At 69.4% G+C, this 26,997-nt stretch carries 30 protein-coding genes; 14 read left to right on the top strand and 16 right to left on the bottom strand.

Annotated elements, in window-relative coordinates; translation table 11 throughout:
• The first annotated feature begins 107 nt into the window (after positions 1-107).
• The 4 genes from EV192_RS04050 to EV192_RS04035 all read left to right on the top strand — a co-directional run bounded on the left by EV192_RS04050 (position 108) and on the right by EV192_RS04035 (position 4,550).
• Positions 108-722 (top strand): heme-binding beta-barrel domain-containing protein, encoded by a 615-nt coding sequence (locus tag EV192_RS04050; RefSeq protein WP_132111192.1) that lies wholly within the window; start codon positions 108-110, stop codon positions 720-722.
• Positions 723-725: 3 nt separating this feature from the next.
• A complete protein-coding gene (locus EV192_RS04045; RefSeq protein WP_132111190.1) occupies positions 726-1,337 on the top strand; it encodes a 5-oxoprolinase subunit B family protein in 612 nt (203 codons plus the stop codon).
• Positions 1,334-2,185: a 5-oxoprolinase subunit C family protein gene (locus EV192_RS04040; RefSeq protein WP_132111188.1), complete on the top strand. Its 852-nt coding sequence runs from the start codon at positions 1,334-1,336 to the stop codon at positions 2,183-2,185. Before EV192_RS04045 ends, EV192_RS04040 begins: the two co-directional genes overlap by 4 nt.
• A gap of 112 nt (positions 2,186-2,297) precedes the next feature.
• Positions 2,298-4,550 carry a glycosyl hydrolase family 18 protein gene (locus EV192_RS04035; protein WP_165960200.1) on the top strand — a complete coding sequence of 751 codons (2,253 nt, stop codon included), beginning with the start codon at positions 2,298-2,300 and terminating at the stop codon, positions 4,548-4,550.
• On the opposite strand, the gene EV192_RS04030 is transcribed toward EV192_RS04035, so the two are convergent.
• Complete coding sequence (locus EV192_RS04030) at positions 4,547-5,389, bottom strand: aminodeoxychorismate lyase (protein ID WP_132111186.1); 843 nt, start codon at positions 5,387-5,389, stop codon at positions 4,547-4,549. The genes EV192_RS04035 and EV192_RS04030 overlap by 4 nt on opposite strands.
• A 98-nt stretch (positions 5,390-5,487) precedes the next feature.
• Between EV192_RS04030 and EV192_RS04025 the strand changes: the two genes are divergently transcribed.
• The gene (locus EV192_RS04025; protein WP_243726616.1) at positions 5,488-5,862 is read left to right on the top strand and encodes a Fur family transcriptional regulator; all 375 of its coding nucleotides are present in this window, start codon (positions 5,488-5,490) and stop codon (positions 5,860-5,862) included.
• Positions 5,863-6,939 (top strand): CAF17-like 4Fe-4S cluster assembly/insertion protein YgfZ, encoded by a 1,077-nt coding sequence (ygfZ, locus tag EV192_RS04020; protein WP_132111182.1) that lies wholly within the window; start codon positions 5,863-5,865, stop codon positions 6,937-6,939. It abuts the gene before it with no gap.
• On the opposite strand, the gene EV192_RS04015 is transcribed toward ygfZ, so the two are convergent.
• Positions 6,934-7,524: a class I SAM-dependent methyltransferase gene (locus EV192_RS04015; protein ID WP_132111180.1), complete on the bottom strand. Its 591-nt coding sequence runs from the start codon at positions 7,522-7,524 to the stop codon at positions 6,934-6,936. The genes ygfZ and EV192_RS04015 overlap by 6 nt on opposite strands.
• Positions 7,525-7,631: 107 nt before the next feature.
• Between EV192_RS04015 and EV192_RS04010 the strand changes: the two genes are divergently transcribed.
• From EV192_RS04010 to EV192_RS03990, 5 genes are all read left to right on the top strand, one after another.
• The gene (locus EV192_RS04010) at positions 7,632-8,711 is read left to right on the top strand and encodes a sensor histidine kinase (RefSeq protein ID WP_132111178.1); all 1,080 of its coding nucleotides are present in this window, start codon (positions 7,632-7,634) and stop codon (positions 8,709-8,711) included.
• Complete coding sequence (locus tag EV192_RS04005) at positions 8,708-9,343, top strand: response regulator (protein ID WP_132111176.1); 636 nt, start codon at positions 8,708-8,710, stop codon at positions 9,341-9,343. Before EV192_RS04010 ends, EV192_RS04005 begins: the two co-directional genes overlap by 4 nt.
• A gap of 175 nt (positions 9,344-9,518) precedes the next feature.
• Positions 9,519-10,376: a beta-keto acid cleavage family enzyme gene (locus EV192_RS04000; protein WP_132111174.1), complete on the top strand. Its 858-nt coding sequence runs from the start codon at positions 9,519-9,521 to the stop codon at positions 10,374-10,376.
• Between the two features lie 24 nt (positions 10,377-10,400).
• Positions 10,401-10,973 (top strand): RsiG family protein, encoded by a 573-nt coding sequence (locus EV192_RS03995; protein ID WP_132111172.1) that lies wholly within the window; start codon positions 10,401-10,403, stop codon positions 10,971-10,973.
• A gap of 41 nt (positions 10,974-11,014) precedes the next feature.
• Positions 11,015-11,854: an NAD(P)-dependent oxidoreductase gene (locus tag EV192_RS03990; protein WP_165960199.1), complete on the top strand. Its 840-nt coding sequence runs from the start codon at positions 11,015-11,017 to the stop codon at positions 11,852-11,854.
• Here EV192_RS03990 and EV192_RS03985 read toward each other — a convergent pair.
• A complete protein-coding gene (locus tag EV192_RS03985) occupies positions 11,851-12,744 on the bottom strand; it encodes a DUF8083 family protein (protein WP_341770838.1) in 894 nt (297 codons plus the stop codon). The two genes, EV192_RS03990 and EV192_RS03985, sit on opposite strands and share 4 nt — an antisense overlap.
• A 186-nt stretch (positions 12,745-12,930) precedes the next feature.
• Here EV192_RS03985 and EV192_RS03980 point away from each other — a divergent pair, with 186 nt between their 5' ends.
• Entirely contained in the window at positions 12,931-13,107 is a 177-nt protein-coding gene (locus EV192_RS03980; protein ID WP_132111166.1) for a DUF3073 domain-containing protein, read from the top strand.
• Between the two features lie 68 nt (positions 13,108-13,175).
• Here EV192_RS03980 and EV192_RS03975 read toward each other — a convergent pair whose 3' ends face one another.
• Positions 13,176-13,715 carry a flavodoxin family protein gene (locus EV192_RS03975; protein ID WP_132111164.1) on the bottom strand — a complete coding sequence of 180 codons (540 nt, stop codon included), beginning with the start codon at positions 13,713-13,715 and terminating at the stop codon, positions 13,176-13,178.
• Positions 13,716-13,785: 70 nt separating this feature from the next.
• Here EV192_RS03975 and EV192_RS03970 point away from each other — a divergent pair, with 70 nt between their 5' ends.
• The gene (locus EV192_RS03970; RefSeq protein WP_132111162.1) at positions 13,786-14,229 is read left to right on the top strand and encodes a MarR family winged helix-turn-helix transcriptional regulator; all 444 of its coding nucleotides are present in this window, start codon (positions 13,786-13,788) and stop codon (positions 14,227-14,229) included.
• Here the strand turns inward: EV192_RS03970 and EV192_RS03965 are convergent.
• The 3 genes from EV192_RS03965 to EV192_RS03955 all read right to left on the bottom strand — a co-directional run bounded on the left by EV192_RS03965 (position 14,207) and on the right by EV192_RS03955 (position 16,413).
• Positions 14,207-15,142 carry a sigma-70 family RNA polymerase sigma factor gene (locus EV192_RS03965; RefSeq protein ID WP_132111160.1) on the bottom strand — a complete coding sequence of 312 codons (936 nt, stop codon included), beginning with the start codon at positions 15,140-15,142 and terminating at the stop codon, positions 14,207-14,209. The genes EV192_RS03970 and EV192_RS03965 overlap by 23 nt on opposite strands.
• A gap of 4 nt (positions 15,143-15,146) precedes the next feature.
• Positions 15,147-15,884: an SDR family oxidoreductase gene (locus tag EV192_RS03960; protein ID WP_132111158.1), complete on the bottom strand. Its 738-nt coding sequence runs from the start codon at positions 15,882-15,884 to the stop codon at positions 15,147-15,149.
• 91 nt (positions 15,885-15,975) lie between these two features.
• Positions 15,976-16,413: a MarR family winged helix-turn-helix transcriptional regulator gene (locus EV192_RS03955; protein WP_243726615.1), complete on the bottom strand. Its 438-nt coding sequence runs from the start codon at positions 16,411-16,413 to the stop codon at positions 15,976-15,978.
• A gap of 84 nt (positions 16,414-16,497) precedes the next feature.
• On the opposite strand from EV192_RS03955, the gene EV192_RS03950 reads away from it, so the two are divergent.
• Positions 16,498-17,685 (top strand): amidohydrolase family protein, encoded by a 1,188-nt coding sequence (locus EV192_RS03950; RefSeq protein WP_132111154.1) that lies wholly within the window; start codon positions 16,498-16,500, stop codon positions 17,683-17,685.
• Here the strand turns inward: EV192_RS03950 and iolD are convergent.
• The 9 genes from iolD to EV192_RS03905 are packed head-to-tail and all read right to left on the bottom strand — an operon-like array spanning position 17,674 to position 26,923.
• The gene (gene iolD / locus EV192_RS03945; RefSeq protein WP_132111152.1) at positions 17,674-19,521 is read right to left on the bottom strand and encodes a 3D-(3,5/4)-trihydroxycyclohexane-1,2-dione acylhydrolase (decyclizing); all 1,848 of its coding nucleotides are present in this window, start codon (positions 19,519-19,521) and stop codon (positions 17,674-17,676) included. The two genes, EV192_RS03950 and iolD, sit on opposite strands and share 12 nt — an antisense overlap.
• Positions 19,518-20,408, bottom strand: coding sequence for a 5-deoxy-glucuronate isomerase (gene iolB / locus EV192_RS03940; RefSeq protein WP_132111150.1), 891 nt, complete (start codon positions 20,406-20,408; stop codon positions 19,518-19,520). The genes iolD and iolB overlap by 4 nt, the downstream gene beginning before the upstream one ends.
• Positions 20,405-21,301 (bottom strand): Cgl0159 family (beta/alpha)8-fold protein, encoded by an 897-nt coding sequence (locus tag EV192_RS03935; RefSeq protein ID WP_132111148.1) that lies wholly within the window; start codon positions 21,299-21,301, stop codon positions 20,405-20,407. Before EV192_RS03935 ends, iolB begins: the two co-directional genes overlap by 4 nt.
• A complete protein-coding gene (gene iolC / locus EV192_RS03930) occupies positions 21,291-22,232 on the bottom strand; it encodes a 5-dehydro-2-deoxygluconokinase (protein ID WP_132111146.1) in 942 nt (313 codons plus the stop codon). The genes EV192_RS03935 and iolC overlap by 11 nt, the downstream gene beginning before the upstream one ends.
• Positions 22,229-23,002 carry an ATP-binding cassette domain-containing protein gene (locus tag EV192_RS03925; RefSeq protein WP_132111144.1) on the bottom strand — a complete coding sequence of 258 codons (774 nt, stop codon included), beginning with the start codon at positions 23,000-23,002 and terminating at the stop codon, positions 22,229-22,231. Before EV192_RS03925 ends, iolC begins: the two co-directional genes overlap by 4 nt.
• Positions 22,999-24,045 (bottom strand): ABC transporter permease, encoded by a 1,047-nt coding sequence (locus EV192_RS03920; protein ID WP_132111142.1) that lies wholly within the window; start codon positions 24,043-24,045, stop codon positions 22,999-23,001. Before EV192_RS03920 ends, EV192_RS03925 begins: the two co-directional genes overlap by 4 nt.
• Position 24,046: 1 nt before the next feature.
• Positions 24,047-25,036 carry a sugar ABC transporter substrate-binding protein gene (locus EV192_RS03915; RefSeq protein WP_132112966.1) on the bottom strand — a complete coding sequence of 330 codons (990 nt, stop codon included), beginning with the start codon at positions 25,034-25,036 and terminating at the stop codon, positions 24,047-24,049.
• Between the two features lie 40 nt (positions 25,037-25,076).
• Positions 25,077-25,877, bottom strand: coding sequence for a sugar phosphate isomerase/epimerase family protein (locus tag EV192_RS03910; protein ID WP_132112964.1), 801 nt, complete (start codon positions 25,875-25,877; stop codon positions 25,077-25,079).
• A 56-nt stretch (positions 25,878-25,933) separates the two neighbouring features.
• Entirely contained in the window at positions 25,934-26,923 is a 990-nt protein-coding gene (locus tag EV192_RS03905) for a Gfo/Idh/MocA family protein (protein WP_132111140.1), read from the bottom strand.
• Positions 26,924-26,997: the final 74 nt, after the last annotated feature.

Raw genomic sequence — 26,997 nt, 5'->3', positions numbered from 1 at the left:
CTCTTGGGCGTGGAACTGTTCTTCACCTCGCTGCTGGTGGTCATCGGCCTCGCGGTCCTGTGGTTCGCTGGTTATGTCGTCTACCGGCTGTACAGCGACCAGCGCTGATGAGCACTGGCGACGATGCCGTGCAGGCGGCGGCCGAGCGGGCCAAGGCGACCCGCCACCTCAACCTGCCCCAGTTCGACGACCTGCCGATCCCGGCCGACACCGCGAACCTGCGGGAGGGCCCGAACCTGAACGACGCCCTGCTGGCGTTGCTGCCCCTGGTCGGGGTGTGGCGGGGTGAGGGTGAAGTGGTGTACCCCACGCTCAGCCAGACCCACAAGTTCGGGCAGCAGGTCACGTTCGCGCACGACGGGCGACCTTTCCTCTACTACGAGGCACGGGCCTGGTTGCTCGACGACGAAGGCAATGTGATCCGCCCGGCGGCCCGCGAGGTCGGTTGGTGGCGGGCGCGGCCGGATGACACCGTCGAGCTTCTCCTGGCGCACGCCACCGGGATCGTCGAGATCTTCTACGGCAAGCCGCGCACCCAGACCTCCTGGGAGCTGAGCACGGACGCGGTGGTGCGGACCGCGAGCGCCAAGGAGGTCAACGGCGCCAAGCGGCTCTACGGCCTGGTGAACAACGGCGATCTCGCGTACGTCGAGGAGCGCGCCATGGTGGGTCAGGACCTTCAACCGCACACGTCGGCGTACCTCACGCGCGTCGTCGGTTGATGTATGCGGCTACGGCGGTGCGGGCCTGACGCTGTCCTGATCGAGGTCTCCTCGTTGGACGAGGTGGACGCGGTCCGGTCCGCCCTGGCCGCCGCCGACCTGCCTGACCTGGTCGAACTCGTTCCGGCGGCGCGCACTGTGCTGGCGGCGTTCCGCCCCGGTTCGGCGGACGCGGCCCGGCTCAGCCCGTTGCTGGCCGAGGTCGACCTGGCCCGGCGAGCCGTGGCCGAGCCCCGCGAGGTCGTCCTGCGGGTGCGTTACGACGGCCCCGACCTCGAGTTGGTCGCGCAGACCGCGGGCACGGATGTCGACGGCGTGGTCGCGTTGCACACGGGCGCCCAGTACAAAGTCGCGTTCTGCGGGTTCGCGCCCGGTTTCGGCTACCTGGTGGGACTGCCGGACGAGCTGCGGCAGCCCCGCCTGGACAACCCCCGCAAGCGGGTGCCGCCGGGATCCGTCGGCATCGCAGGGGAGTTCACCGGCGCGTACCCGACCGCGTCGCCGGGCGGCTGGCGGCTGTTAGGACACACCGACGCGGTCCTGTTCGACTCGCACCGCGACCCGGCCGCTTTGCTGGCACCAGGCGATCTCGTCCGGTTCGAGGCAGTGCGATGAGGGCGCTCACGGTCCTGGCAACGGGCCCGCTGGCATTGATCCAGGACCTCGGGCGCCCTGGGCACGGGCATCTCGGTGTGCCGCCGTCGGGCGCGTTGGACCAGCCGGCACTGCGCCTGGCGAACCGTCTGGTCGGGAATCCCGAGTCCGCAGCGGGGATTGAGACCGTTCTCGGCGGGCTGTCAGTCCGTGCCGAGGCGTCATGCACGGTCGCTGTCACCGGGCCCCAGGTGCGTGTCACCCCAGGCGGTTCGCACGCGCCCGTGCACCTGTCCGCGGGCGACGTGCTCACGATCGGCAACCCAAGCGAAGGGCTGCGTTGCTACTTGGCCGTGTCCGGCGGGATCGCGGTCGAGCCACAGCTGGGGTCACGCGCGACGGACGTGCTTTCCGGCATCGGCCCGGACCCGCTCGCCATAGGTGACGTGCTCCCCCTCGGCGCATCCGCCGGGCTCCCGATCGGCGCGGACGAGCTGCCGCCGACCAGGGTCGCGGACGAGCTCGTGATCCCCGTCCTCACTGGACCGCGCGACGACTGGTTCGACGGCGCCGAGGCGCGGCTGGCGGCCGGCGAGTGGAAAGTGTCGCCGGAGAGCAACCGGGTCGGGGTTCGGCTGATCGGCACCGTGCTCCGCCGCGCGCCGGCGTTCCAGGACGTCGAACTGGCCAGCGAGGGACTGGTCACTGGAGCGATTCAGGTGCGGCCCAACGGGTTGCCGGTGGTGTTCCTCGCCGACCACCCGACCACCGGCGGCTACCCCGTCGTCGCCGTGGTGGACCCCCGATCCCTCCCCCTGTTGGCGCAGGCCAGACCCGGAGTGAAGGTCCACTTCCGGCCAACGGGCTGACGAGCGTTTCGCTATGCAGCACAACTCAGGGGTCCCGTTGTGCGGATGTTCACATCCCCGCAATCTGGTCTAGACCACTGTTGGGATCATCAAGGTGTGAGGAACCCCTGCCATGTCTTCACCACCTCGCTCCAGAGTCCTGTCCCTGTTGGCGACGCTGGTGCTGGCCATAGCCGGCACGGTCGCCCTGAGCACGCCCGCGTTGGCGGCCGGCAGCCTGCGGGCCGCCTTCGCCTTGTCCGGCAACGTGGGCACGTACACAGTCACCAACGCCGGTTCGGCGACCGTCACCGGATGGGCGATCACGTTCGAGGTCCCGGCCGGCGTCACCGCGTCCACCGGTGAGAACGACACCGTCAGCCAGTCCGGCACGTCCGTGACCGTCACCCCGGCGTACTACATCAACTCCCTCGGGGCCGGCCGGTCCACGTACCCGTACAGCCCGACCGTCCGGTTCACCAGCGCGGTGACACCGACCCAGTGCCGGATCGACGACGGCAACTGTGACGGGTCGGCCGAGACCCCACCGTCCGCGCCGACGAACCTGCGCGCCACCGTCAAGACGACCAAGACGGTCACGTTGACATGGAACGCCGCCGGAGCCGGTTCACTCCCGGTCGTCGGCTACGAGGTGTACAACGGCACCACGCTCGTCGCGTCACCGACGGACACGACGGCGACCATCACCGGTCTCACGCCGAACACCGCGTACTCGTTCTCGGTCCTCGCGAAGGACCGGAAGAACAACAAGTCAGCCAACTCGGCGCCGTTGTCAGTGACGACGAACAACCCGAGTGACGACACCCAGGCGCCGACCGCGCCGGGCAGCCTGCGCGCCACCGGGGTGGACGCGGGCAGTATCTCGTTGGCGTGGACCGCGTCCACGGACAACACCGGGGTCGTGGCGTACGACGTGTACCGCGGCACCACGCTCGCCATGACCGTCACCGGAACGTCGGCGAAGGTCAGCGGCCTGTCACCGTCCACTCAGTACAGTTTCGCGGTCCGTGCCCGGGACGGCTTCGACAACACCTCGGCCGCGAGCAACACGGTCACCGCGTCCACAGCGGACATCGTGAGCGGGTACGCGAAGGTGGCGTACTTCGTGCAGTGGGGCATCTACGGCCGGCAGTACTTCGTGCGCAACCTGCAGACGTCCGGCGCCGCCGCGAAACTCACGCACCTGCTGTACGCGTTCGAGAACGTCGACCCGAAGAACCTGACGTGCCTGTCCGGTGTCACCAAGGGCACGACCGCGGACCCGGAGGACCCGAACCAGGGTGACGGCGCCGGTGACGCGGAAGCCGACTACGGCCGTGGGTTCGCGGCGGGTCAGTCGGTGGACGGGGTCGGCGACACCGGGTTCGAGCCGTTGCGCGGGAACCTCAACCAGGTCAAGAAGTTGAAGAAGCTCAACCCGAACCTGAAGGTGCTGGTCTCCCTCGGCGGCTGGACCTACTCGAAGTACTTCTCGGACCTGGCCGCGACCGACGCGTCCCGGAAGAAGTTCGTGTCGTCCTGCATCGACACCTGGATCAAGGGCAACCTCGTCTCGGCCGGCGGCGCCGGCGGGCCGGGTTCCGGCGCGGGCGTGTTCGACGGCATCGACATCGACTGGGAGTGGCCGGGCGCCGAAGGACACCCCGGCAACCACTTCAGTGCCAACGACAAGAACAACCTGACCGCACTGCTGGCGGAGTTCCGCACGCAACTCGACGCGTACGGCGCCACCACCGGCAAGCGCTACCAGCTGACCGCGTTCACCCCGGCCGACCCGGCCAAGGTGGCCGCCGGCTGGGACGTCACCAAGGTGTTCAACTCGCTGGACATCGCGAACGTGCAGGGCTACGACTTCCACGGCTCCGGCAGTGACAACTCGTGGGAGCCGAACCGGACCGGCCACCAGGCCAACCTGTTCGCCGACCCGGCCGACCCGTACTCGTTCCACTTCAGCGTCGAGTCGGCCATCAAGGCGTACACCGACGCCGGGGTCAATCCCCGGAAGCTGACCGTGGGCCTGGCGTTCTACGGCCGAGGCTGGCAGGGCGTGACCGACGGCGCCAAGCACGGCGCCTGGCAGGCCGCGAACGGCGCGGCACCCGGCCAGTTCGCCGAAGAGGCCGGCACCCGCGGCTACGCGAACCTGGTCTCCTCGGTCCCCGGCTGCACGGTCTTCCACGACACGGTCGCCGTAGCGTCGTACTGCTACACCGGCAACCAGTGGTGGACGTTCGACGACACGTGGTCGATCGGCCAGAAGACGGCGTGGATCAAGAGCAAGGGCCTGCTCGGCGCGATGGCATGGGAGATGTCCGGTGACCCGGGCTCCCTGCTCACCGCCGTCGACACCGGTCTGCGGAACTAGTACTCCGAGTTGTAGAGACGGGTCAGCTCGCCGTGCAGCTCCGTGCTGTCGGCGAGCTGCTCGCCGTCCAGGGTGTGGATCCGGGTGACCTTGCGGACGCTGGAGGCCAGGAACAGGCCGTCCGCCTCCTTGAGCTCGGCGATGCGCAGCGGCTCGGTCTTCACCGCCCAGCCTTCCCGCTCGGCCGCCCGGAACAGGGCAGCCTGGGTGGTGCCGGGCAGGATGCCGAGGCCGGTTGGCGGTGTACGCAGGGTCTTGCCGGTGGCCGCGACCAGGGTTGATGTGGGGCCTTCCAGCACGAAGTCGTCGGACGTGGTGAAGATGACCTCGGCCGCGCCGCGCCGGTCGGCCTCGCGGAGGCCGGCCATGTTGACCGCGTACGACAGGGTCTTGGCGCCCAGCAGGAGCCATGGGGCCCGCTTGGCGAGGTCTTGGTCGCCGCCGCGTTCCAGGGTGATCGCGGCGATGCCTTCGGCGCGCTGGCGCTTGACCTTCTCGGCGATCTCGAGGCCGAGCGCGAAGCCCGTGGGGGTGCCGTCGCCGCCTTCGATGCCCCGGGTGTACACCCATTTGAGTGCCATTTCGCTGCCGCCGGTCCAGGCGTCGATGACGGCCTGGGTGGCGCGGTCGAACGCGGCGCGGTCCGGGGTCGGCAGGTCCAGCATGGCCGCGGAGCGGACCAGGCGGTCGAAGTGCGGCCCCAGCTCGCGGGGCTTGCCGTCGACGACGAGGACGGTTTCGAAGATCCCGTCCCCGCGCATCAGCCCAAGGTCGTCCACCCGGATCAGGGGAGTCTCGGGATCGGCCAGTGTTCCGTCGAGGAGAGCGAGCACGCGCATGACCTTGACCCTACTCACGCCTACCATGTAACGGTGTGGAGGTAACTCACAACGAACGAGCCGCGCTTCGTTCGACGCTACATCAGCGCGGTATGCGGATGACGCCACAGCGTCAACTTGTGCTGGACGCGGTCGTGGCGCTCGACCACTCCACGCCGGAACAGGTCTGCAAGCACGTGCAGCAGACCACACCCACGGTCAACATCACCACCATCTACCGCACCCTTGACCTGCTGGAACAGCTCGGGCTGGTGCGGCACGCGCACATCGGCCACGGCGCGCCCACGTACTCGGCCCGTGACCACGAGCATGTGCACCTGGTGTGCCACAGGTGTGACAGTGTCGAAGAGGTGCCATGCGGCCTGCTCGACGAGCTCTCGGGAACACTGAGCGCGCGGTACGGGTTCAAACTCGACGCGAGCCATGTCGCGTTGTCCGGCACGTGCCGGAACTGCCTGAACGGGGAGAACTAAGTGACGTTGCCAGGAGCCGTGCCGCCGCAGGAGCCGACACCGGACCTCGGCGTCCCCTGGCACTTCGGTGACCCGTTCGGCGAGCAGCGCGCGGCGGCCCGCTCGGTGGCCGTGGTCGACCGGTCGAACCGGGAGGTGATCGCGGTCCCCGGCGAGGAGCGGCTGAGCTGGCTGCACCTGATGATCTCCCAGCACGTCAGCGACCTGCCAGCCGGCATGGGCACCGAGGCGCTGGTGCTCGACAGCCAGGGCCGGGTGGACGCGCACATGGTGCTGGCGCACGTCGGTGACACGGTGTGGCTGGACACCGAACCGGGCGCGACCGCGACCGGAGCCCGCGGTGACCGTCAGTCGTTGCTGGAATACCTGCGGTCCATGGTGTTCTGGACGAAGGTCGAACCCCGCGACGCGACCGCCGAGAAGGCCGTGCTGTCCCTGATCGGCCCGTCGGCCACGGACCTGCTCACGTCAGTGGGGCTGGACGTGCCGGCCGACACGTACGCCGTGTCAGGCACCGACGTGTTGGTCCGCCGGATGCCCGGGTCGTTCGATCTGTTGGTGCCAAGCGGTTCCCGGGTCGACTGGTGGGAGCGGCTGACGACGGCCGGCGCCCGGCCCATGGGCAGTTGGGGTTACGAGGCGTTGCGCGTGGAGGCGTTGCGGCCACGGGTCGGTGTGGACACCGACGACCGGACGATCCCGCACGAGGTCAACTGGGTCCCGGTGGCCGCGCACGTGGCGAAGGGCTGCTACCGCGGCCAGGAGACAGTGTCCAAAGTGCACAACATCGGCCGGCCGCCGCGCCGGATGGTGCTGCTGCACCTGGACGGCTCCGCGGACGCGTTGCCGGTGACCGGTGACCCGGTGCTGGCCGGCGAGAAGAGCGTCGGCCGGGTGGGAACCGTGGCGCAGCACCATGAACTCGGCCCCATCGCGCTGGCTCTGCTCAAGCGGTCGGTGACCCCGGACACCGAGCTGACCGCGGCCGGTGGCCCGGCCGCGATCGATCCCGACTCGATTCCGCCGGACACCCCGGGCCTCGGCCGGGAAGCCGTCAAACGGCTGCACAGCTCATAGGAGTGGCCTGCGACACACGTAGATCCGGGCGGGTGGCATGTTCCACCACACCGTGTGACTGACGATGACCTCGTCGAACATGGCGTCCAGCAGCCGGTGGAAGCTACGCGCACCGGCCATCGCGCCCGCGTGCCGGTAGGCGAACGTGGTGAACGCCCCGCCCGGCGTCAGCAGCGCGGCCACGTGGTCCAGGATCTGCCGTTGCCGCTCCGGCCGGAACAGCGACCACGGCAACCCGCTCACCACGGCGTCGGCGCACGTCACCCCACGGCCTTCCAGAACCGCACGCAGGTCCGCGGCGTCACCGTGGGCAACCTCCAACTTGGGATGCGCCGACCGCAGGTAAACCACCATCTCCGGGTCGATCTCCACCGCGACGTGCCGGCCGTCCGACGGCAGCCGGCGTTGGATCGCCTCGCTGACCGAGCCGGTGCCCGGACCGAGTTCGACCACCACCGGCCGGCCAGTGGTGGGTGTGACGGCGGCCAGCAGGTCGGCCAGGCCGGTGGAGCTGGGGGCGACGGCCCCGATCGTGGCCGGCCTGCGCAGCGCGGCGGACAGGAACGTCTGGTACGGCGAGGTCATGCCGCCACATTCGTCGAGGTCAGACGCTGTGACCTCAGCCGAGGAGCCGTGATCCTTCCTACCTGGGGAGGACGCGCGCCCCCTACTGGCGGACATACCGTCGAAGGGTGCGACGCGAACCACTCGGCCGATGGATCCAGCCCATCAGGCTGATCCCCCTGGTCATGGCCATGGGGTATCTGGTGCTGCTCAACGGAAAGGTCGCCGCGACACCGAACGACTGGGTGCTGACGGCGGTCTCGACGCTCCTCATCGTGCGGCAGGGCCAGTGGCCGCTGGCGATCACCCTGCTACAGACCTTCCTGTTCGCCGTGGCACCGGGCGGCACGCTCGGTGCCGGTGTGGCGAACATGGCCGGTTTCTTCGCGTTGGGCGAGCTGACATGGCGCCGCAGCGGCTGGCAGGTGTGGGTGGGAACAGCGGCTGTCCTCTCGGCGAACGTGCTCACACCGCCCTTCGACGGAGTCGCGCCGATGTTGTTCCGCGCGATCCTGCTGATCGGCTTGCCCGTCCTGGTGGGCCTGCACCTGCGGTCCGTGCAGGAGATCGCCTGGCAGGCAAAGGAACGCGCGGCTGCCGACGCACAGGCGGCACGTGCCGACGAGCGCACGGCCATCGCCCGCGAACTGCATGACCTGGTGGCGCACCATGTGGCCTCGATGGTGCTGCGGATCGGCGCCGCGCGGCACGCCCTGGACCCGGACCCGGAGGTCGCCGTGGTCCTCAAAGAGGTGCATGAGTCCGGCATCGCGGCCATGGCCGACCTGCGGACGCTGGTCACCGTGTTGCGGGACACGGAAGGCGGCCAGGAAGCCGTCACCGACCTGCCGTCCGCGTTGCGGGCCACGGTCGACCGGATCGAGGCCGCCGGGCCCAGGGTCACCGCGCACATCGACACGAACGTGGCGGATCTGGAGGGGGTGCTGCGGCTGGCGGTGCTCCGGGTCGTCCAAGAAGGACTCACGAACGTCCTCAAACACGTCGGCGAGCGGGCGAAGGTCACCCTGTTGGTGTGTAAGAAAAGCGATGCCGTGGAGGTGACCCTGTCCGACGACGGCCAGGCGGTCCCGGCGGAGCCGGGACACGGCCTGATCGGGATGCGGGAACGGGTCGAGCTCGTCGGCGGGCAGCTCACCACCGGGCCGACCGGACGGGGCTGGCTGGTGCACGCGAGGATGCCGGCATGATCAGGGTGGTGCTCGTGGACGACCAACAGCTCGCGCGGGCCGGGCTGCGGATGCTGTGTGAGTCCACTTCGGACATCGAAGTGGTCGGCGAGGCGGACAACGGCCGGGACGCCGTCACGGTGGCCACCACCGCGGTCCCGGATGTCGTGCTGATGGACCTGAGGATGCCGGGAATGGACGGAATCACTGCCACCAGACGAATTCTGGAGATCCGGCCGGCGACCAGAGTGCTCGTGCTGACCACTTTCGACGATGACGACCACGTGTACCCGGCGCTCACCGCGGGCGCGTGCGGGTTCCTCGCCAAGGACGTCGCCCCGGCGGATCTGCTCGACGGGATCCGCAAGGTGGTCGCGGGCGAGAGCCCGTTCAGCCCGGCCGTGTTGCGCAGGATCGTTGACAGGGCAATGACCGCGACCCGGCCGGCACCGGCCCAACCGGACCTGACCGACCGGGAACTGGACGTGCTCGCCCTGCTCGGCGCCGGGATGTCCAACGCGCAGATCGGCGAGGAGCTGCATGTCGGGGTGACGACGGTGAAGACGCACGTGGCCAACATCATGACCAAGACCCGGTGCGACAACCGGGTCCGGCTCGCGGTTCTGGCGGTCCGGCTTGGCCTTGTCGTGTGACAGCCGAACGGACGAGCCGGCACATCCGTTCGTCAGCAAGAAGTCCGACAGTGCGGCCAGAAACTGGTTGAGCTCTTGAGTAATACGGCGAACGATTGCAACAATCGGGTTCTGCAGGTCTGTCGAGGGCCCCTCCCCGACGACAGGCGCCCTGTGGCTGTGTCACTATCCACCCATGCCCCAGTCGACAGGCACGATCATCACAGTGGCGCCGACCGGGGCCGAGCACGCCAAGCCGGACGTGCCGAACCTACCGGTGACCTTGGCCGAGCTGGTCAGCACCGCACAGGACTGCGAGCGCGTCGGCGCGGCCATGATCCACGTGCACATCCGCGGCGAGGACACCAGGCCGACCCTGGATCTCGGTCGGCTCAAGGACACCGTGGCCGCGCTGCGCGAACAGACGAACCTGATCGTTCAACTGTCCACCGGCGGCGCGGTGACCGACCCCGAGGCCGACCGGCTGCGAGTGCTTGACGCGCTGCCGGACTCGGCCTCCTGCACGATGGGCACGGTCAACTTCGGCGACGACGTCTTCCTCAACCGCTGGGAGTTCATCGTCGAGCTGCACCAGCGGATGCTGGAGCGCGGGATCGTCCCGGAGTACGAGATCTTCGACCTCGGCCAACTGTCCACCCTGCGCCGCCTGCTCGACAAGCACGGCCTGCCCGCCGGCGGGCACGTACACGTCGACCTGGTGATGGGTGTGCCCGGCGGGATGCCGGGCGACGCCGAGACCCTGGTGGCCGCGATGCGCCTCGTCCCGGACGGCGCAACGTTCTCAGCCACCGGCGTCGGGCGGGCCACCCTGCCGGTGATGCTGGCGTCCCTGTCGGCCGGTGGTCACCTCCGCGTGGGGATGGAGGACACCATCACCTACGCCCGGGGTGAGCGGGTGAAGGACAACGCCCAACTGGTGGCGAGGGCGGCCGGGCTGGCCCGAATCGCCCAGCGGCCGCCGCTGGCGGCCGGTCAGGTCCGAGAACTACTGGGGGTCAAGGGTGAAAAGGGGCTGGCCGATGTGGCGGTCTAGGCGCGGTTGCCGGAGGATGATCCCGTGATCGAAGTCCGACCTGGTGGGCGCCGACGCATCGACCGCGTGCTCGACCCGGACTACATCGAGGGCCTGGACCGGCTCGGCCTCGCCGAGGTCCGGAGCCGGCGGGACGATGCCGCGCAGGAGGAGACCGACCTGTCCTATCTGCGCCGGCTGCTGCACGGTCGGATCGACATCGTGCGCGCCGAGCAGAAGCGCCGGACCGAGGGCGGTTCGGCCTCGGTGGTCGAACAGCTGGCCTCGATCCTGGCGGACAACGCGGTCGGCCCGGCCACCGGCATGGGCCGCTACCAGACCCTGGAGCCGTCCCGGGCCGAGGCGCACCGCCGGCACGTGGAGGCCCTCGTCTCCGATGCGGACCTGTCCGACGTCGGTTCCCTGCCGGACGACCGGCTCGAGCTGGCCTTACAGACGTACGCCAAGGAGGAGTCCTCGGTCTCCCAGCGCCGCCGTCAGGTCCAAGTGGTGATGGACCTGCTCAACGCGGAGATCGCCAAGCGTTACCGGGAAGGCCGGGCGTCCGTGGACGAGCTGCTCGCCGCCGAGCGGGAACGCGAACAGCCCGAATCCTGACGGTTGCGTGGGACGGGTCGGAGATGATCGGCTTACCCACCATGAAAACCATTGGGGTGCTCAGCCCGGGGGCGATGGGGAGTGCCGTCGGCGGGAGTCTGCGGGCCGGTGGCCGGCGAGTGATCACGACTTTGGCCGGGCGCAGTGCCCGGTCCGCCAGGTTCGCCGAGGAGGCCGGCCTCGAACTGGTGCCGGACATCGACGCGGTGGTGTCCGAGGCCGATGTGGTCCTCTCGATCGTGCCGCCGGAGTCCGCCGTCCAAGTGGCCTCCGCGCTGGCCGCGTCGATCGCGCGGACCGGCCGGCAGCCGATCGTCGCGGAGCTGAACGCGATCGCGCCGAGCACCTTGGACGCCATCGCCGGCGCACTGGACATCGGGGTGGACGGCTCGATCTCCGGACCGCCGCCCCGGCCGGACACCGACACCCGGATCTTCCTGTCCGGCCCGGCAGTGGCCGAACTGGCCGAGTTGCCGGCGCCGGGCATCCGGTGGATCACGGTCGGGTCCGAGATCGGCGCGGCGAGCGCGGTGAAGATGTGCACCGGATCGGTCTACAAGGGCCTGTCCGCGTTGCTCGCGCACGCACTGCTTACCGCCGATCGGCATGGCGTCACGTCCCATGTGCTCGATGACGTGACCGGGCTGATCCCGAACGCGCTCTGGTGGCCGGTGCAGGCGGCCACGAAGGCGTGGCGGTTCGTCGGCGAGATGGAGCAGATCTCCGCCGCCCAGGCCGAGGCGGGGCTGACCCCGGCGTTGTTCGACGGGATGGCCGAGGTCTACCGGAAGCTGGCGACCAGTGAATGGGGCGGCCGCCAACCCGAGGACGTCCCCAAGTCACTCGACGCCTCGGCAGTCGCTGACCTCCGCCCGAGTTAGTTGAAGCGCTCTTTGATGGCGAGTTCGCCCCAGAACTCGCGGAGGCGTTCGAAGCGTTCCGCGACCTCTTCGGCGTCGCCGGCTTCGAGGGCCGCCACGATCGCGTTGACGTCCTCGCATGAGCTGTCCGCGGTCAGGTCCTCGTCGTCGAGCAGCTGTACCAGGCCGCCGTAGTCCAGTTCGACCGCCGAGTCGTCGTCGAAGTGCTCCAGCCAGCCGGCGGTGTCCGCGAGGACCTTGGCGGGGCCTTGCTCACCGAAGGTGCCGATGGTCAGCTCATAGGCGTGGGCGACCCGGTCGCGGGCGTCGGCCATGGTCGCCCGGTAGGAGCATTCGCGTTCCTTGGCTTCGCGGGTGGCGAGCACGAGCCGGCGGTGGGTGGAGTCGAACATCACGAACCACGGCAACGGCACCGTCCACGTCGTCGACACGGCGTGTACGGCGCCGGAGGACTGTTCGGACAGGATCCGGGCCGCGCGGGCGCGCACGCTGTCCACAGAGGCCGTGATCGCCGCCTCACGCAGCGACGGATGGGCGGTGGTGAGGAAGCCCACAAGAGCTGCCGCGGAGCGTGGCATGACGTCCAGGGGACACACCAGGGGACCGCGGCGGGGGTCGGCGCCTGGGACGTCCTTGGAGTTGAGGACGAGGGCGTCGTACACGGACCGCGAGGCCGGTGCGCCGCTGGCCGACTCGCCCGGGAACAGCCGTGGTGGCACGGAAAGTTGTGACCTGAACCACATTTCCCGTTCGTGGTCACCGGCGGCCGACCGGGCCAGTGGACCAGTTTCGATGACGTTCCGTAGCCGATCCGACAACGTACTGTCAAAAGCCGACAACGGTTCGTACACCCGCAGGTAGGCGACGAACGGACGAGGCACGCCCAGCATGGTTTCACGCCCGGACGGTGAGCGGACGACCACCCGATCGAGGCGGATCTGTCATCACCGGCACACGGTGCCGCGTCGCGTCGAACCCCATCGGCACGGTACGGTAGTTGGCAGGAATCAGTTGTCGAGATGAGTGGGGCCGCCGTTTCCCCCGGCCGCCCCATCCCTGTGCGAGGGGGTCGAGCCATGGGGCGCGGCCGGGCTAAGGCCAAGCAGACGAAGGTGGCCCGAGAGCTCAAGTACAGCACTCGGAACACGGACTTCGACGCTCTGCAACGTGAGCTGTCGGGAAAGACGGACGACGCTCACGAAGAGGACCAGAACGACGACTACGACGACGGATACGACGACTACCGTCGCTGACTTGCCACGCGGACACCAGGGCGCGGCCAGCGCCCTGGTGTCCGTGTGCCGAGTGCCCGTCCGGTGGGTCAGACGGTCTGGAAGAAGCTCTTGGCGGCGACCAGAGCCGATGCGTCGTTGAGCACGTCGTCCGGCCGGTTGCCGTTTCCCACGAGCACACCACCCCAGCGCATCTTCAGGTAGTTCGCTGACCGCTGAAGCGTGCCGACCAGGTGTTCCTCCATGCCGAGCTCCTCGGCGACCGAGACGCCCCACAGGGTCTTCTCGCGCATGCGCGGCTTGAACGACGTGTCCGGCAGGTACATCCACCCGCTCCAGTAGTCGAGGTACTGCTTGACGGGGGCGGACACGCTGTACCAGTACAGCGGGGACGCGATGACGATGTCGGTCGCCCACAGGGAGGCGTCCAGCAGCGTCTTCTCGTGCCCGGTTGGCGCCGGCGGGATGCGGATCGTGTGCCGCACGTCCCGGAACTCCGGCAGCGGGAAGTCGTTGAGGTTGAGCCAGCGTTGTTCGGCGTCCGCCGGCAGGGTCTCGGCCGCGCGACGGGCGAGCGTCTCGGTGTTGCCACCGGCCCGGGAGCTGCCCAGCAAGAACAGGATCTTCACGTGGTCTCTCCAGGAGTGAAAGAAGTTGTATGTGCATGCAGATGTTGTCACTGCATGTAAACTTCGTCAAGTGAGCACCGAAGAGCACGTGTGGGACCGGTTCGTGGTGCTGCACGCCCGGATAGAGCACGAGCTGACCAAGGCCCTGCACCGCAGGCACGGCCTTGGCCTGTCGGAGTACCGCGCGCTCAGCCACCTCGCGGCGAGCGAGGAGAGCAACTGCTCGGTCCGGATGCAGGAGCTGGCCGAGGCGCTGGGCCTGAACCAGAGCTCGGTGAGCCGGCTGGTGGCCCGCCTGGAGGACGCCGGCCTGTCCGAACGGGACATCTGCGAGCTGGACCGACGCGGGATCTACACGATGATCACGCCCGCCGGCCAGGCCCGCCTCGTCGAGGCCGAGCCGACCTACCGGGAGACCCTGACGGCCGCGCTGGACAAGGCGACGGCGAGCCCGGATCTGGCCGGCGCCGTGGCCGCCCTGCGGACCGGGATCAACGCGCCGGCACCGGGATGAACGTCGGCACCAGGCTCGGGTCGTTGAAGGCCGTGATGCGGGCGATCCGGGCGCCCATCAACGTCAGGACCTGGATGCCGTGCGGCTCGGTGCGCTCGTACTCGACGAACGCGGGCTGGTTGTTCGCGTAGGTGGGCACCATGCGCCACTGGTTGCCGTGGCGTAGCACCCGGTTGGTCAGGAATCCGATCACCGCGTCGCGGCCGGTGAACCAGGTCGGGATCGGCGGCATCTCCAGTTCGACGTCGGCGCGCAGCAGGTCGACCAGTGCCGCGGGATCGGCCCGGGTGAACGCGCTGACGTAGTTGTCGAGCAGGGTTCGCCGGGTTTCCTCGGCCGGCTCGGCCAGGTCCTCCTCGACCGGTCCGGCTTCGGCGAGACGGGTCCGGGCGCGACGCAGCAAGCTGTCGACGGCGGCCGTCGTCGTGTCCAACATCTCGGCGACCTCGGCGGCCCGGAACGCCAGCACGTCCCGCAGGGTCAGCACGGCCCGCTGCCGGGCGGGCAGGAACTGGAGTGCCGCGATGAAGGCGAGCCGGACCCCGGTCCGACCGGCCACCACCGCGGCGGGGTCCAGCAGGGCGTCCGGGATCGGCTGGAGCCAGGACACCGACGGCTCGGCGGCGGCGACGGCCACCCGGTGGTCGTCCGACGGCGCGCCCAGCCCCGACGGAAGCGGCCGTCGGGAGCGGGTTTCCAAAGCCGTCAGGCAGGCCATGGTGGCGATCTTGTACAGCCACCGCCGCACTGAGGAGCGGCCCTCGAACCGGTCGAACGCGCGCCAGGCCCGGAGATAGGTCTCCTGCACCAGGTCCTCGGCGTCGTGGATCGAGCCGAGGATCCGGTAGCAGTGCGCCAGCAGCTCGGGCCGGAACGGCTCGGCCAGAGCGGCGAACTCGACGTCCGACGGCATCGGTTCAGGGTACGAGCGCGCGCAGTCCGGCGCCGTCGACCTGGTACTCCGGCGCGCTGTCGGAGTCGGCGGCGAGGTCAAGGACGGCCTTGGCGACCTGGTCCGGGGTGAGGATCGGCTGCAGGTTCTGGACGAAGGTGGCCGGCTCGACCCCTTGGCGCGCCGCGTAGCCCGCGACACCGATCGTGCCAAGACCGGTGGTCGGGGTCAGTTGGGGCAGCAGCGCGACGAACCTGATGTCCAGCCCGGCGCGCTTCGACTCGTCCGCCGCGTACCCACGGATGTACCGGATCGCGGCCTTGGCACTGGCGTATCCGCCGCTGAGTGGGGACCCTGCGAGCGCAGCGCCGCTCGACATGGCGAGGACCACACTGTCCGGCGCCAGCGGCTCCCGGAGCGCCGCTCCGGTCCACGTGAACACGTGCCGCGTGTCCACGTGCCAGTTGCGGCTGAAGGTCTCCCAGGTCTGCTCGTGCACCGGCGCCATGTGCGGTACGACCCCGGCGTTGAGCACGAGCAGGGTGGGTCGGTGTTCGCGGATCACGTTCCGCGCGAGCGTTTCGTCCGTCGCGTCGGCGGCGACGGGTATGAACGCGTCGCCGAGTTCGTCCCGTACTGCGAGGAGTTCCTGCTTGTCGCGGGCGATGCCGACGACGTTGGTGCCCGCGGCCACGAGCGCGGTGGCGATCGCGCGGCCGAAGCCGCGACTGGCACCGGTGACGACGGCGGTCTGGTGGGACATCGGACACTCCTCGGGTGGTCGGATTCGAGTCCGGATCAAGACCGGCCGACGTCGGAAAACCCGTCACCCACTGCCTCTGGAGTGATGCAGGTCACACGGTGGCCACCGAGTCGACGTACTTGAGCAGGAGGCGGGCGAACTCGCGGCGTTCCGTGGCGGACCAGTCACGCGTGATGTTCTCGAAGGCCCGGCGCTGAAGCTTGCGGAAGCGGGCGGTCAGCGCGCGACCGGAGGCGGTGAGCCGCAGGACGGTTCGACGGCCGTCGCTCTGTGAGGCGACCCTGAGCAGCAGGCCCGCGGTGATGCAGTCGTTGACCATCCGGCTGCCGACGGACGGGTCGACGGCGAGGCGTTCGGCCACGCCGCCGATCGTCATCTCCTGGTCGGGTTCGCCTTCCGCGACGATGTTCAGCACCAGGGTCCTGGTCAGGTCCTTGCGGGTGATCGACGGTTCGGCGTGCAGCAGCTGGGTGCGCCGCAGCCGGGAGAAGGCCGGGCCGACCGCGTCGAGCAGTTCGTCATCGTTCACGAACGAGATCGTAATTCGTTTGCCGAACCGCTAACATGTGCATGCAGTCATACATATGTCAGATGCACAGAACGGAAGCCGAGCATGTCCACTGCCATCACCAACGTCCGCGTCTTCGACGGCGAACAGGTCCTGCCGCACCACACTGTCGTGGTCGACGGACATGACATCACCGCCGTCGGTGGCCCGCCGCCCGAAGACGCGACCGTCGTGGACGGTCGCGGCGGCACGTTGCTGCCCGGGTTGATCGACGCCCACGTGCACACGTCGGTCGAGTGCCTGCGGCTCGCGCTGACCTTCGGGGTAACGACCGAGCTGGAGATGATGGGGTACTGGACAGTTGAACAGCGCGCGCAGGTCGCGGCGGACGACGGCGTCGCCGACGTCCGTTCGGCGTTGCTGGGCCTCACGGCGCCGGGCGGCCATCCGACGCAGCTGGCAGACGAGTCCCACGGCGAATGGGTGCTGCCGACCGTGTCCACGCCCCGGGAAGCCAAGGAACTCGTGGCCCAGCGCGTCGCCGAAGGCGCGGACTACATCAAGGTCATGATCGAAGAAGGCAGTGTGCTCAAGTCTCCTGGGCTGCCGCAGATGAGCGCCGAGACGCTCGCCGCCGGTGTCGAGGAGGCGCACCGCCTGGGCAAGCAGGTCGTGGCGCACACGTTGACCCTTGAGGCCACCCAGCAGGCCGTCGACGCGGGCGTGGACGGCCTGGCGCACCTGTTCGTCGACCGCCCGCACACGCCCGAGATCATCGCGGCCATCGCGGACGCGGGCATGTTCGTCACGCCGTGCCTGATGATCAACGCGTCCCTGCTGGGCCACAGTGCTGCCGCGTTCGCCGCTGACGAGCGCGTTCGGAACAAGCTCAGCCCGGAGTGGTTCACCACCCTGTCCGGGACCTTCAACGCCTACCCGGAAGGCGACTTCGCCGACGTCCTCGCCACGGTCGTCGCGCTGCGGGACGCCGGCGTGGACGTCCTTGTCGGCACCGACGCCCACGAGCACTCGGGCCCCATCGGCGGTCACGCGCACGGCGCGAGCGTCCACCACGAGCTGCAACTGCTGGTCCGCGCCGGGTTCACCCCGATCGAGGCGCTGCGGGCCGCCACGACCGTCTCCGCGCGCCGGTTCGGGCTGACCGACCGGGGCACGATCGCGCCCGGCGCCCGCGCGGATCTCGTTCTGGTGGACGGCGATCCCACCACGGACATCTCGGCCACACTGTCCATTCGGGACGTTTGGCGGCGGGGTGCACGGCTAGCCGCGTAGGTAACGGACCTGCTGGGTCTTGGCCGCCTCCAGGTCGGCGCGGGCCTGGGTGATCGCCGGGCGGTGCGCGACCTGCGGGACGCCGACCTCCCACCAGGCGCCGGCCTCGGTCCAGGAGTCCGGGCGGGTCCTGATCACGACCACCGCCGGGCGGCCGCCCTGGGCGTGTTCGCGGGCCTTGGCGTAGGCGGCTTTGAGGTCGTCGACGGTGTCGGCGGTCAGCACCGCGCAGCCGAGGGCCGCCGCGTGGGCGGCGAAGTCGACGCGGGGCGGGGTGGGCAGTTGGGTGCGGACGTCGGCGTACATGTTGTTGAAGCCGGCTCCGCCTTGGCCGCGTTGCAGCCGGTCGATCACGGCGTATCCGTCGTTGTCGCAGACCATCGCGACGAAGCCGTGGCCGGCGAACGCGGCGGAGAACAGCTCCGAGTTGAGCATCAGGTACGACCCGTCGCCGAGCAGCGTCGTGACCACTCCGTTCGGCCGGGCCATCGCCGCTCCCCAAGCGCCGGCTACTTCGTAACCCATGCAGGAGAAGCCGTATTCAACGTCCATTGTGGATTCATGAACGGCTCGCCAGCCGCCGATCAGCTCGCCGGGCAACCCACCGGAGGCCGTCATGACGTAGTCGTCGGCACCGGAGAGCTCGTTGACGACCCCGACGACCTGCGCGTACGTCGGCAGTTCGGCGCGTGCGGCACGCAGGCCCAGGATGTGTGCGTCCCACTTGGCCAACTCGACCGGCGCACGGTCGGACCACTCGACGGGCGCCCGCCAGGAGCCGAGGTCCAGCTCGGCGAGGGTGGCTTGCGCGTCGCCGACGACCGGGACGGCGCCGTGTTTGATCGCGTCGAAGCGGGCGGCGTTGACGGTGACGATCCGGACCTCAGGGGAGAACACGGTCCACGACGCGGTCGTGAAATCCTGCAAACGAGTGCCGACCGCGAGCACCACGTCCGCCTCGGCCGCGAGCGTGTTGGCGGACGACGAGCCGGTGATGCCCAACGGGCCCGCGTGCAGCGGGTGGGCATGCGGCACCAACGTACGGCCCGCGGTGGTCTCGGTGACGGGAATGCCGTGGCGTTCAGCGAATTCGACCGCGGTCTTGGTGGCGTTGGAGTAGCGGACCCCGCCGCCGAGGACCATAAGCGGTCGTCGCGCGTTGGAGAGCACGTCAGCCGCCCGCGACAGGGCGCGGGAGTCGGGCCGGGGGCGCAGCACGTGGTGGACGACCGGGTCGAAGAAGGACTCCGGGAAGTCGAACGCCTCGGCCTGGATGTCCTGCGGCAGCGCCAATGTCACCGGCCCGCAGTCGGCCGGGTCGGTGAGCACGCGGACGGCCTGGGGCAAGGCGGACAGCAGTTGTTCGGGCCGGGTGATCCGGTCGAAGTAGCGGCTCACGGGTTTGAACGCGTCGTTCACGCTGACCGTGCCGTCGGTGAACGGTTCGATCTGCTGCAGCACGGGGTCGGGTGCGCGGTTGGCGAACGTGTCGCCGGGCAGCAACAGGAGTGGCAGCCGGTTGGCGTTGGCCACGCCGGCCGCAGTGACCATGTTCAACGCGCCCGGCCCGATCGACGACGTGGCCACGCCGACCTGGCGCCGGTGGGTCGCCTTGGCATAGCCGACAGCGGCGAGGGCCATGCCCTGCTCGGTGTGCCCGCGCCAGACCGGGATCTCGTCGCGGTGCTCCTCCAGCGCGGCGCCGAGGCTGAGAACGTTGCCATGCCCGAAGATGGCGAACACCGCCGGGAACAGTGGCGCTTCACTGCCATCGAACAACTCGGTGCGCTGCGCGATGAGCCAGCGGACGAGTGCCTGCGCGGTCGTGAGTCTCACCGGTTCACCCTTCCGTCGGCCGACGTCACCGGGCAGCGCGGGTCGTCGACCTGTTTCTCCCACTCCTGACGCACCCAGGTGTGGCTGGGGTCGTCGCAGAAGGCCATCGAGCGGTCGTCGGCCGGGCCGGCGAGGACGTTCAGGTAGTACATGGGATATCCGGGGGCTGCGACGCACGGGCCGTGGTAGCCGCGCGGGATCAGGAAGACGTCGCCGTCGCGCACGGTCACGTCCTCGGCGATCGAGCCGTCCGCGGTGTAGGTCCTGTGCATGCCGAAGCCTTCGCGGGACGGGGTGACGCCATCCCGGCCGGCTATCCGGAAGTAGTAGATCTCCTCGTTGATGACCTCGTTCTCGGCGGCGGTGTCGTGCTTGTGCGGCGGATAGGACGACCAGTTGCCGTCCGGGGTGATGAGTTCGCAGGCGTTGAGCTTGTCCGCGTGGTCCCAGACGCCGGGCACGCCGAAGTTGGTCACCTGACGGGTGGCGTTGCCGGAGCCGCGCACCTCCACCGGGATGTTCTCGGCGGGGCCGTACTTCGGGGCCAGCCGGCGGGTGCAGCGCGCCATCGGCAGCGCCACCTCGACACCGTCCTTTGTCGACAAAGTGATATAGGAATCTCTCGGGATGTAGACAAAGTCGGTGACCCTGGTGAACACCGACTCACGCCCGGCCAGCTCGAACCGTTGACCGTCCACTTCGACCGCGAGACCACCGGCGAGCGGCAGCACGAAACACTCGGAGTCGCCGGTCGCCACGGTTCGGGTGGCACCGGCCGGAATCGTCAGTACCCGCAGGCCGGTGTACGCCCAGCCGGCGTCCTCCGGGGTCAGCCGGACCGGGTCGGCCCCGTGCGCCAGCGTCCCGAGTGGACGATGCAGGTTCATCGGCGTACTCCTTCGCTCAGGACCTTGGCGGCGGATTCGACCGCGCCGGCGACATCGCCGTCCGGCGGGTACAGCAACGCCCGCCCGACGACGAGCCCACGAACCACCTGATGGCGCAACGCCCGTCCCCACGAAGCGATGTCGTCTTCGACCCGCGCCGACGGCACGCCGCCGAGGACGACCGTGGGCAGGGTCGTCGCGTTCAACACGGCGTCCGGTTCTTCGGGCGCCGGCAGTTTCAACCACGTGTATGCGGACGTGACGCCCAGAGCCGAGGCGATCGTGACCGCGCGCGCCAGCGACTGGGTGTCCTTGAGCAGCGTGAGTTTGCCGTTCTCACGCCGGTACGGCAACGGCTCGACCATGGCCATCACGCCGTGCCTGGCCAGGTCCGTCACCGCGTCCGCGCAGGCTTTCAAGGTGGGGACCGTGCCGGGATCGTCGTCCACCAGCCGCAGCAGCATCTTCCCGCCGTCCAACCGATAGTCCACAATGGACTGGGCGGTGTAGGCGGTGAACCGGTCGTCGATCTCCCAGTCCGCGCCGGCCAAGCCGCCGCGGTTCATCGAGCCGATCGCGATCTTGTCGTCCAGACACCCCAGCAGCAGCAGTTCCTCGATCACGTCCGGAGTGCCGAGCACGCCGTCGACCGCGGGATTGGCCAGGGCGACCGTCAGGCGGTCCAGCAGCGACCGGCGGTCCACCATCGCGGTCGGGTCGCCGGGCACGCCCAACGCGCCGCGCGCGGTGTGGTCGGCCGCCACCAGGAACAGGGTTCCGTTGTCGGACAACAGGGACGAGCGTCGCATCCGGTTCGCGTACGCCCGGTACACGGCCTCCGGATCGGCCGCCCTGATGTGCACCAGATTCGCCCACTGCTGGTCAGTGATCACCGGTGAGGCGCTCCTCGATCTCGTCGGCGAACGGCATGGCGTCCGCGCAGGCCAGCCGGCCAGCGACGATCGCGCCAGCCACATTCGCGAACTCCGCGATCCGCCGGGGCTCCCAGCCGGACAGCAGCCCGTGGATCAGCGCACCGCCGAACGCGTCCCCGGCGCCCAACCCGCACACCACTTCGATGGGATGCGGCGGGACGGTCCACGAACCGTCCTGGGTCGCCACCAACACACCCTCGGCACCCTTCTTGATCATGACGAGGGAGACGCCACGGTCCAGGATCCGGCGCGCGGCCTCGTCCGGGTCGGCCGTGCCGACGGCGACCTCCGCCTCGGTCCGGTTGCCGACCGCGACCGTGACGTGGTCGAGCATCCAGCCGATCTGCGCGCGGGCCTCGGCCCGGTCGGGCCAGAACATCGGCCGGTAGTCCAGGTCGAGCACGGTATGTGTACGCCGTACACGTGCCTCCAGGATCTTGCGCTGAGTGCCACGCGCGGGCTCGGTGCTCACCCCGGTGCCGGTCACCCACAGCACAGGCACGTCCGCGATGACGTCCCATGGGACGTCCGCCTCGGACAGCGTGAGGTCCGGCGCAGTAGGCAGTCGGTAGAACAGCAGCGGCGGGTCCTCCGGCGGGTCGAGCGCGCAGAACACCACTGGTGTCAGCAAGTCCGGTGACGTGCCGACGTACTGCGCGGACACCCCGAACCCGGTCAGGGCCGCACGGACGTACGGGCCGAAGCCGTCCGGGCCGACCTTGGTGAGCACAGCGGACCGGCGGCCGAGCCGCGCGGCGGCGACCGCGACGTTGGTCGCGGTGCCACCGAGCGACTTCGCGAACGTCCGTACCTCGGCGAGCGGCACCCCGCTCTGCTCCGGGTACAGGTCGACGCCGACCCGGCCGACGGTCAGCGCTTCCAAGCTCACTGGACCGCCCGCAGTTCGTGCTCCAGGGCCTCGAGTTCGGCGCCGCCGGCCATCTGGCGGGTCAACTCCTCGATCGTGATGTCGCCCTTGTCGAACGACCCGAGGCTGCGGCCCCGCTTGAGCAGCAGGAACCGGTCGCCGACCGGGTAGGCGTGGTGCGGGTTGTGCGTGATCAGCACGACCCCGAGCCCGCGGTCACGGGCCTGGGCGACGTACCGCAACACCACACCGGCCTGCTTCACGCCGAGCGCGGCCGTGGGCTCGTCCAGGATGAGCACCTTCGCTCCGAAGTGGACAGCGCGGGCGATGGCGACGCACTGCCGTTCACCACCGGACAACGTGCCCACGGGCTGTTCCACGTCTCGCAGGTCGATGCCCATGTCGGCGAGTGCCTTGCGGGTGGTGGTCCGGCCCTTGCGCCGGTCGAGCCGGCGGAACGGGCCCCAACCGAGCGTGGGCTCCGAGCCGAGGTAGAAGTTCCGCCACACACTCATCAGCGGGACCACGGCCAGGTCCTGGTACACCGTGGCGATGCCCCGGTCGAGGGCCTCGCGCGGGGACGAGAACCGGACCGGCTCGCCCTCGACCAGGAACTCGCCATGGTCGTGCTGGTGCACGCCGGCCAGGATCTTGATCAGGGTGGACTTGCCGGCGCCGTTGTCCCCCAGCACACAGGTGACCTCGCCGGCGTTGACCACAGTGGACACGTCAGCGAGCGCGATGACACTGCCGTACGTCTTGCCGATGTCGCGAACTTCGATGAGGCTCATCGACGAACCCTTTCCGCTCGACGCCGGAAGGTGTTGTTCACCAGGACCGCGGCCAGCAGCATCACGCCGAGGAACAGCATGAACCAGTCGTTGTTCCACTGCGCGTAGACGATGCCCTGGCGGGCCATACCGAAGATCAGCGCGCCGATCGCCGCGCCCACGGCCGACCCGAACCCGCCGGTGAGCAGGCAGCCGCCGATCACAGCCGCGATGATGTACTGGAACTCCAGGCCGATCCCCTGGTTGGCCTGCACACTGGCGTTGCGCAGCAGGTTGATCGACCCGACCACCCACGCGCCGAACGCGGTCCCCATGAACAGCAGGACCTTCGTGCGCAGCACCGGCACGCCGACCGCCCGCGAGCTGAGCGACGACCCGCCGACCGCGAAGATCCAGTTGCCGAACCGGGTCCGGACCAGGATCCACGCGGCCACCGCGGCCAGGGCGATCCACCACAGGATCGACACCGGGAACGCGGTGCCGCCGACGTCGATGGTGGACGCGAACAGCTGCCCGGTCGACTCGTACCCGCTGGCCGACCGCATCCCGGAGACCTGCACGGTCCCGGTGACCACTCGCGTGACACCCAGGTTGAGCCCTTGCAGGGCAAGGAAAGTACCCAGGGTCACGATGAAGCTGGGCAGTCCGGTCCTGATCACCAGCCACCCGTTGACCGCGCCGACACCCAACGCGAACGCCAGGGAGATGAGCAGCGCCGGCCACACGTTCATGCCGGCCTGAGTGGTCAGGATCGCGGTGACGAGCGAAGTGGACGCGGTCATCACACCGGCGGACAGGTCGAACTCGCCGCCGATCATCAGCAGCGCCACGACCACCGCCATGATGCCGAGCGTGGAGGCGTCGTCGAGCCAGTTCGACACCCCGAGCGGGCTGAGGAAGTCGTTGGTGAACACCGAGAAGAAGACGAACACCAACAGCGCGCCGAGCAGGGCGCCGATCTCCGGGCGCACCACCAGGCGGTCCCACAGCCCGGACTTGGCGAGCCGCTCGTCGGGCGCGACCTGTACCGCCGTCGAGGTCATGTCACCGCGTCCCTCGGTTGGCGTAGGGCGCGACAGTGTCCACATTGGCCTTGTCGACGAAGCCGGGACCGGTCAGCACCGGCTGGCCGCCGCCCACTGTGTTCGCGTTCTCCTTGTACAGCTTGAGGAACACGATCGGCAGGTAGCCCTGCTCGTACTGCTGCTGGTCGACCGCGAAGAGAATGTCGCCGGACTTGATGGCCGTGACCACGTCGCTGTTCAGGTCGAAGGTGGCGACCTGGGCCTTGGAGCCCGCACCCTTGATCGCGGTCACCGCACCCGCCGCGACCTGCGAGTTCAACGCCAGCACCGCGTCGATCGACGGGTCGGCCTGGACCGCGCCCTTGATCCGGGACTGGGCGTCGGTCGGGTTGTTGATGTCCACCTGGAGCGTCTGGACGTTGCCGAAGGCCTGCTTGGCGCCGTCACACCGCTGGTTCTGGCCGATGTTGCCGGCCTCGTGGATCACGCAGAGCAGCTTGGTCTTCCCGGCGTCCTTGAGGCGCTTGCCCGCTCCCTCGCCGGCGATCGTCTCGTTCTGGCCGACGTGGGCGATCGCGCCGAACTCGGCACTGCGGGACTCGCCGGAGTTGATGGTGACGACCGGGATGCCGGCTTTCACCGCGTTCTGGATCGACGTCTTCAGCGCGTCCGGGTTGGCCATGGACACCACCAGGCCGTCGACCTTCTGGGCGATCGCGTTGTCGACCAGCTTGGCCTGCGCGCCCGGGTCGCCGTCGGCCTTGTAGTCGACCTGCACGCCGAGCTGCTTGCCCGCGGCCTCGGCGCCGTTCTTGACCACGTTCCAGAACGCGTCACCGGCGGAACCGTGGCTGACAACGGCGAAATGCAGGTTCCCGCCGCTGGTGTTGCCGGCCGGCGCGGCACCGGACGCGGCGGGTTTGTCGGCGGTTGGGCCGTTGCAGGCGGCGAGCGCCAACGCCCCACCGAGCACAACGGCCGCGTACCGCATGCGGCGCTTGAACTTCATGAAGCGATCGGACGTCATCGTCTCTCCTCGCTGGGCGGCCTTACCGGCCGGCTGCTGTCTGGTTGAGGTGGTGCAGGCTGCGAGCGGTGTCCAGTCTGGGTGTGTCGACCGGACTCCGCTCGTCGAGAGCGGTGTCCTGTTCCAGGACGAACCACCCGTCGTAACCCGCTTCGCGGACAAGGCGGACGACCGCCGCGATGTCCACATCCCCCTGCCCGAGCGGCACGTACATGCCCCGGCTGACCGCTTCGGTGTAGCCGAGCCGGCCGGCGCGGACCTCGTCCGCGAGGTCGGCCCGGACGTCTTTGAGATGCAGGTGCCCGATCCGGTCCGGGTACCGCTCGGCGAGCGCGACCGGGTCGGTGCCGCCGATCATCAGGTGCCCGGTGTCCAGGCACAGCCGCAGGTCCGAGTCCTTGACGAACCGCTCCACCTCGGCACGCGTCTCGACGTGCGTGCCGACATGCGGGTGCAGCACGGTCTTCAGGCCGTACTTCGCCGCGGTGTCACGGATTTCGCCCGCGGTACGGATCAGTGTCCGCCACTGCTCGTCGGTCAGGGCAGGACGTTCGTCGTAGCCGTCAAGACCCGTGGCGGCGGCGAGGACAAGAACTTCCGCGCCACAAGCAGCCAGGAGCGACGCCGTACGGTTCGCTTCCTCGGCAGCGTTGCCCTCGTGTAGCGCCACCGCCAGGAAGCCGCCGACCAGGGTGAGGTTGTACTTGCCGAGCAACGCCTTCAGCTCGGTCGGATCGGTGGGCAGGTAGTCCGGCGGGCCGAGCTCGGTCGCGGTCAGGCCCAGCTCGGACATCTCCGCGAGAACCGTGTCCCGGTCCAGCATCAGGCCCCAGCCTGGGACCTCGCACACCCCCCAGGAAATGGGGGCACCCGCGATCTTCACGCGACCACCTCCGGCACACCCGACCGGCGCGACTTGTCGCACGCCAACGCCAGGGCCAGGCTCTTCAGGCTGTCCCGAGCGGGCGACGGGTTCGCCACCTTGTCGGCCACAACGTCCACGAACACGGCCATCTCGTTGACGTACGCGCGGTGGAAGCGTTCCGGGAACCCGGGATACGCGTCCGCGCCCACCACCGGACCGCCGGGTTCGAGCGAGGTCAACGGGGTGCGTGGATCCAGGCCGACGGTAAGGGAGTCCTTGCTGCCGAGGACCTCGATGCGGTGGTCGTAGCCGAGCGGGTCGTGACGGCCGCACGCGAGGAGCGCGTGCGCGCCCCCGGCGAACCGGAGCGTGACGACGGCGTTGTCCACGTCGTCCGCCTCCGCGAAGGCGTTGTCGACCAGGACCGAGCCGGCCGCGTACACCTCGACCACCGGTTCGCCGACCAGCCACGGCACCGCGTCCAGGTCGTGGATCAGCAGGTCACGGAAGATCCCGCCGGACGCGGGCAGGTAGCCGAAGTCAGGTGGTTCGGCGTCGTTGCCGATCGACCGAACCAGGTACAGCTTGCCGACCTCACCACCACGGATCCTTCGGTACAACTCGACGATGGCCGGATCGAACCGGCGCTGGAAACCCACCAGCACCTCGACCCCGGCCGCCTCGATGTCCGCCACCAGGGCGCTCATCTCGTCGTAGTCGCTGGCGATCGGCTTCTCACACAGCGCCGGCACCTTCGCGGCGAGCGCGCGGCGGACCGTCTCTGGGTGCGTTGTCGTCGGAGTCGCCACCAGGACACCGTCGCTGTCCTTGAGCAGCGTGTCCAGGTCGTCCACGGCTCGGGCCTGGCCGATCGCGGTCGCGGCCACCGCGGCCCGGCCGGGGATCGGGTCGAACAACACCACCTCGTCGACCGTGTCGAGCGAGGCCAGGTTGCCGGCGTGCATCGCGCCGATGCGACCGACCCCGGCTACTCCGATACGCAATGCTTCTCCAAGGTATCCGCTGGTCAAGATCAGTATCTGTTAGAGCGCTCTATTGGTTGGAGCGCTCTAATGCT

Source organism: Actinocrispum wychmicini (assembly GCF_004345645.1).
GTDB classification, from domain to species: domain Bacteria; phylum Actinomycetota; class Actinomycetes; order Mycobacteriales; family Pseudonocardiaceae; genus Kibdelosporangium; species Kibdelosporangium wychmicini.
Note: the sequence above shows the minus strand (reverse complement) of the source record. Positions and strands in the feature narration are given on the sequence as shown.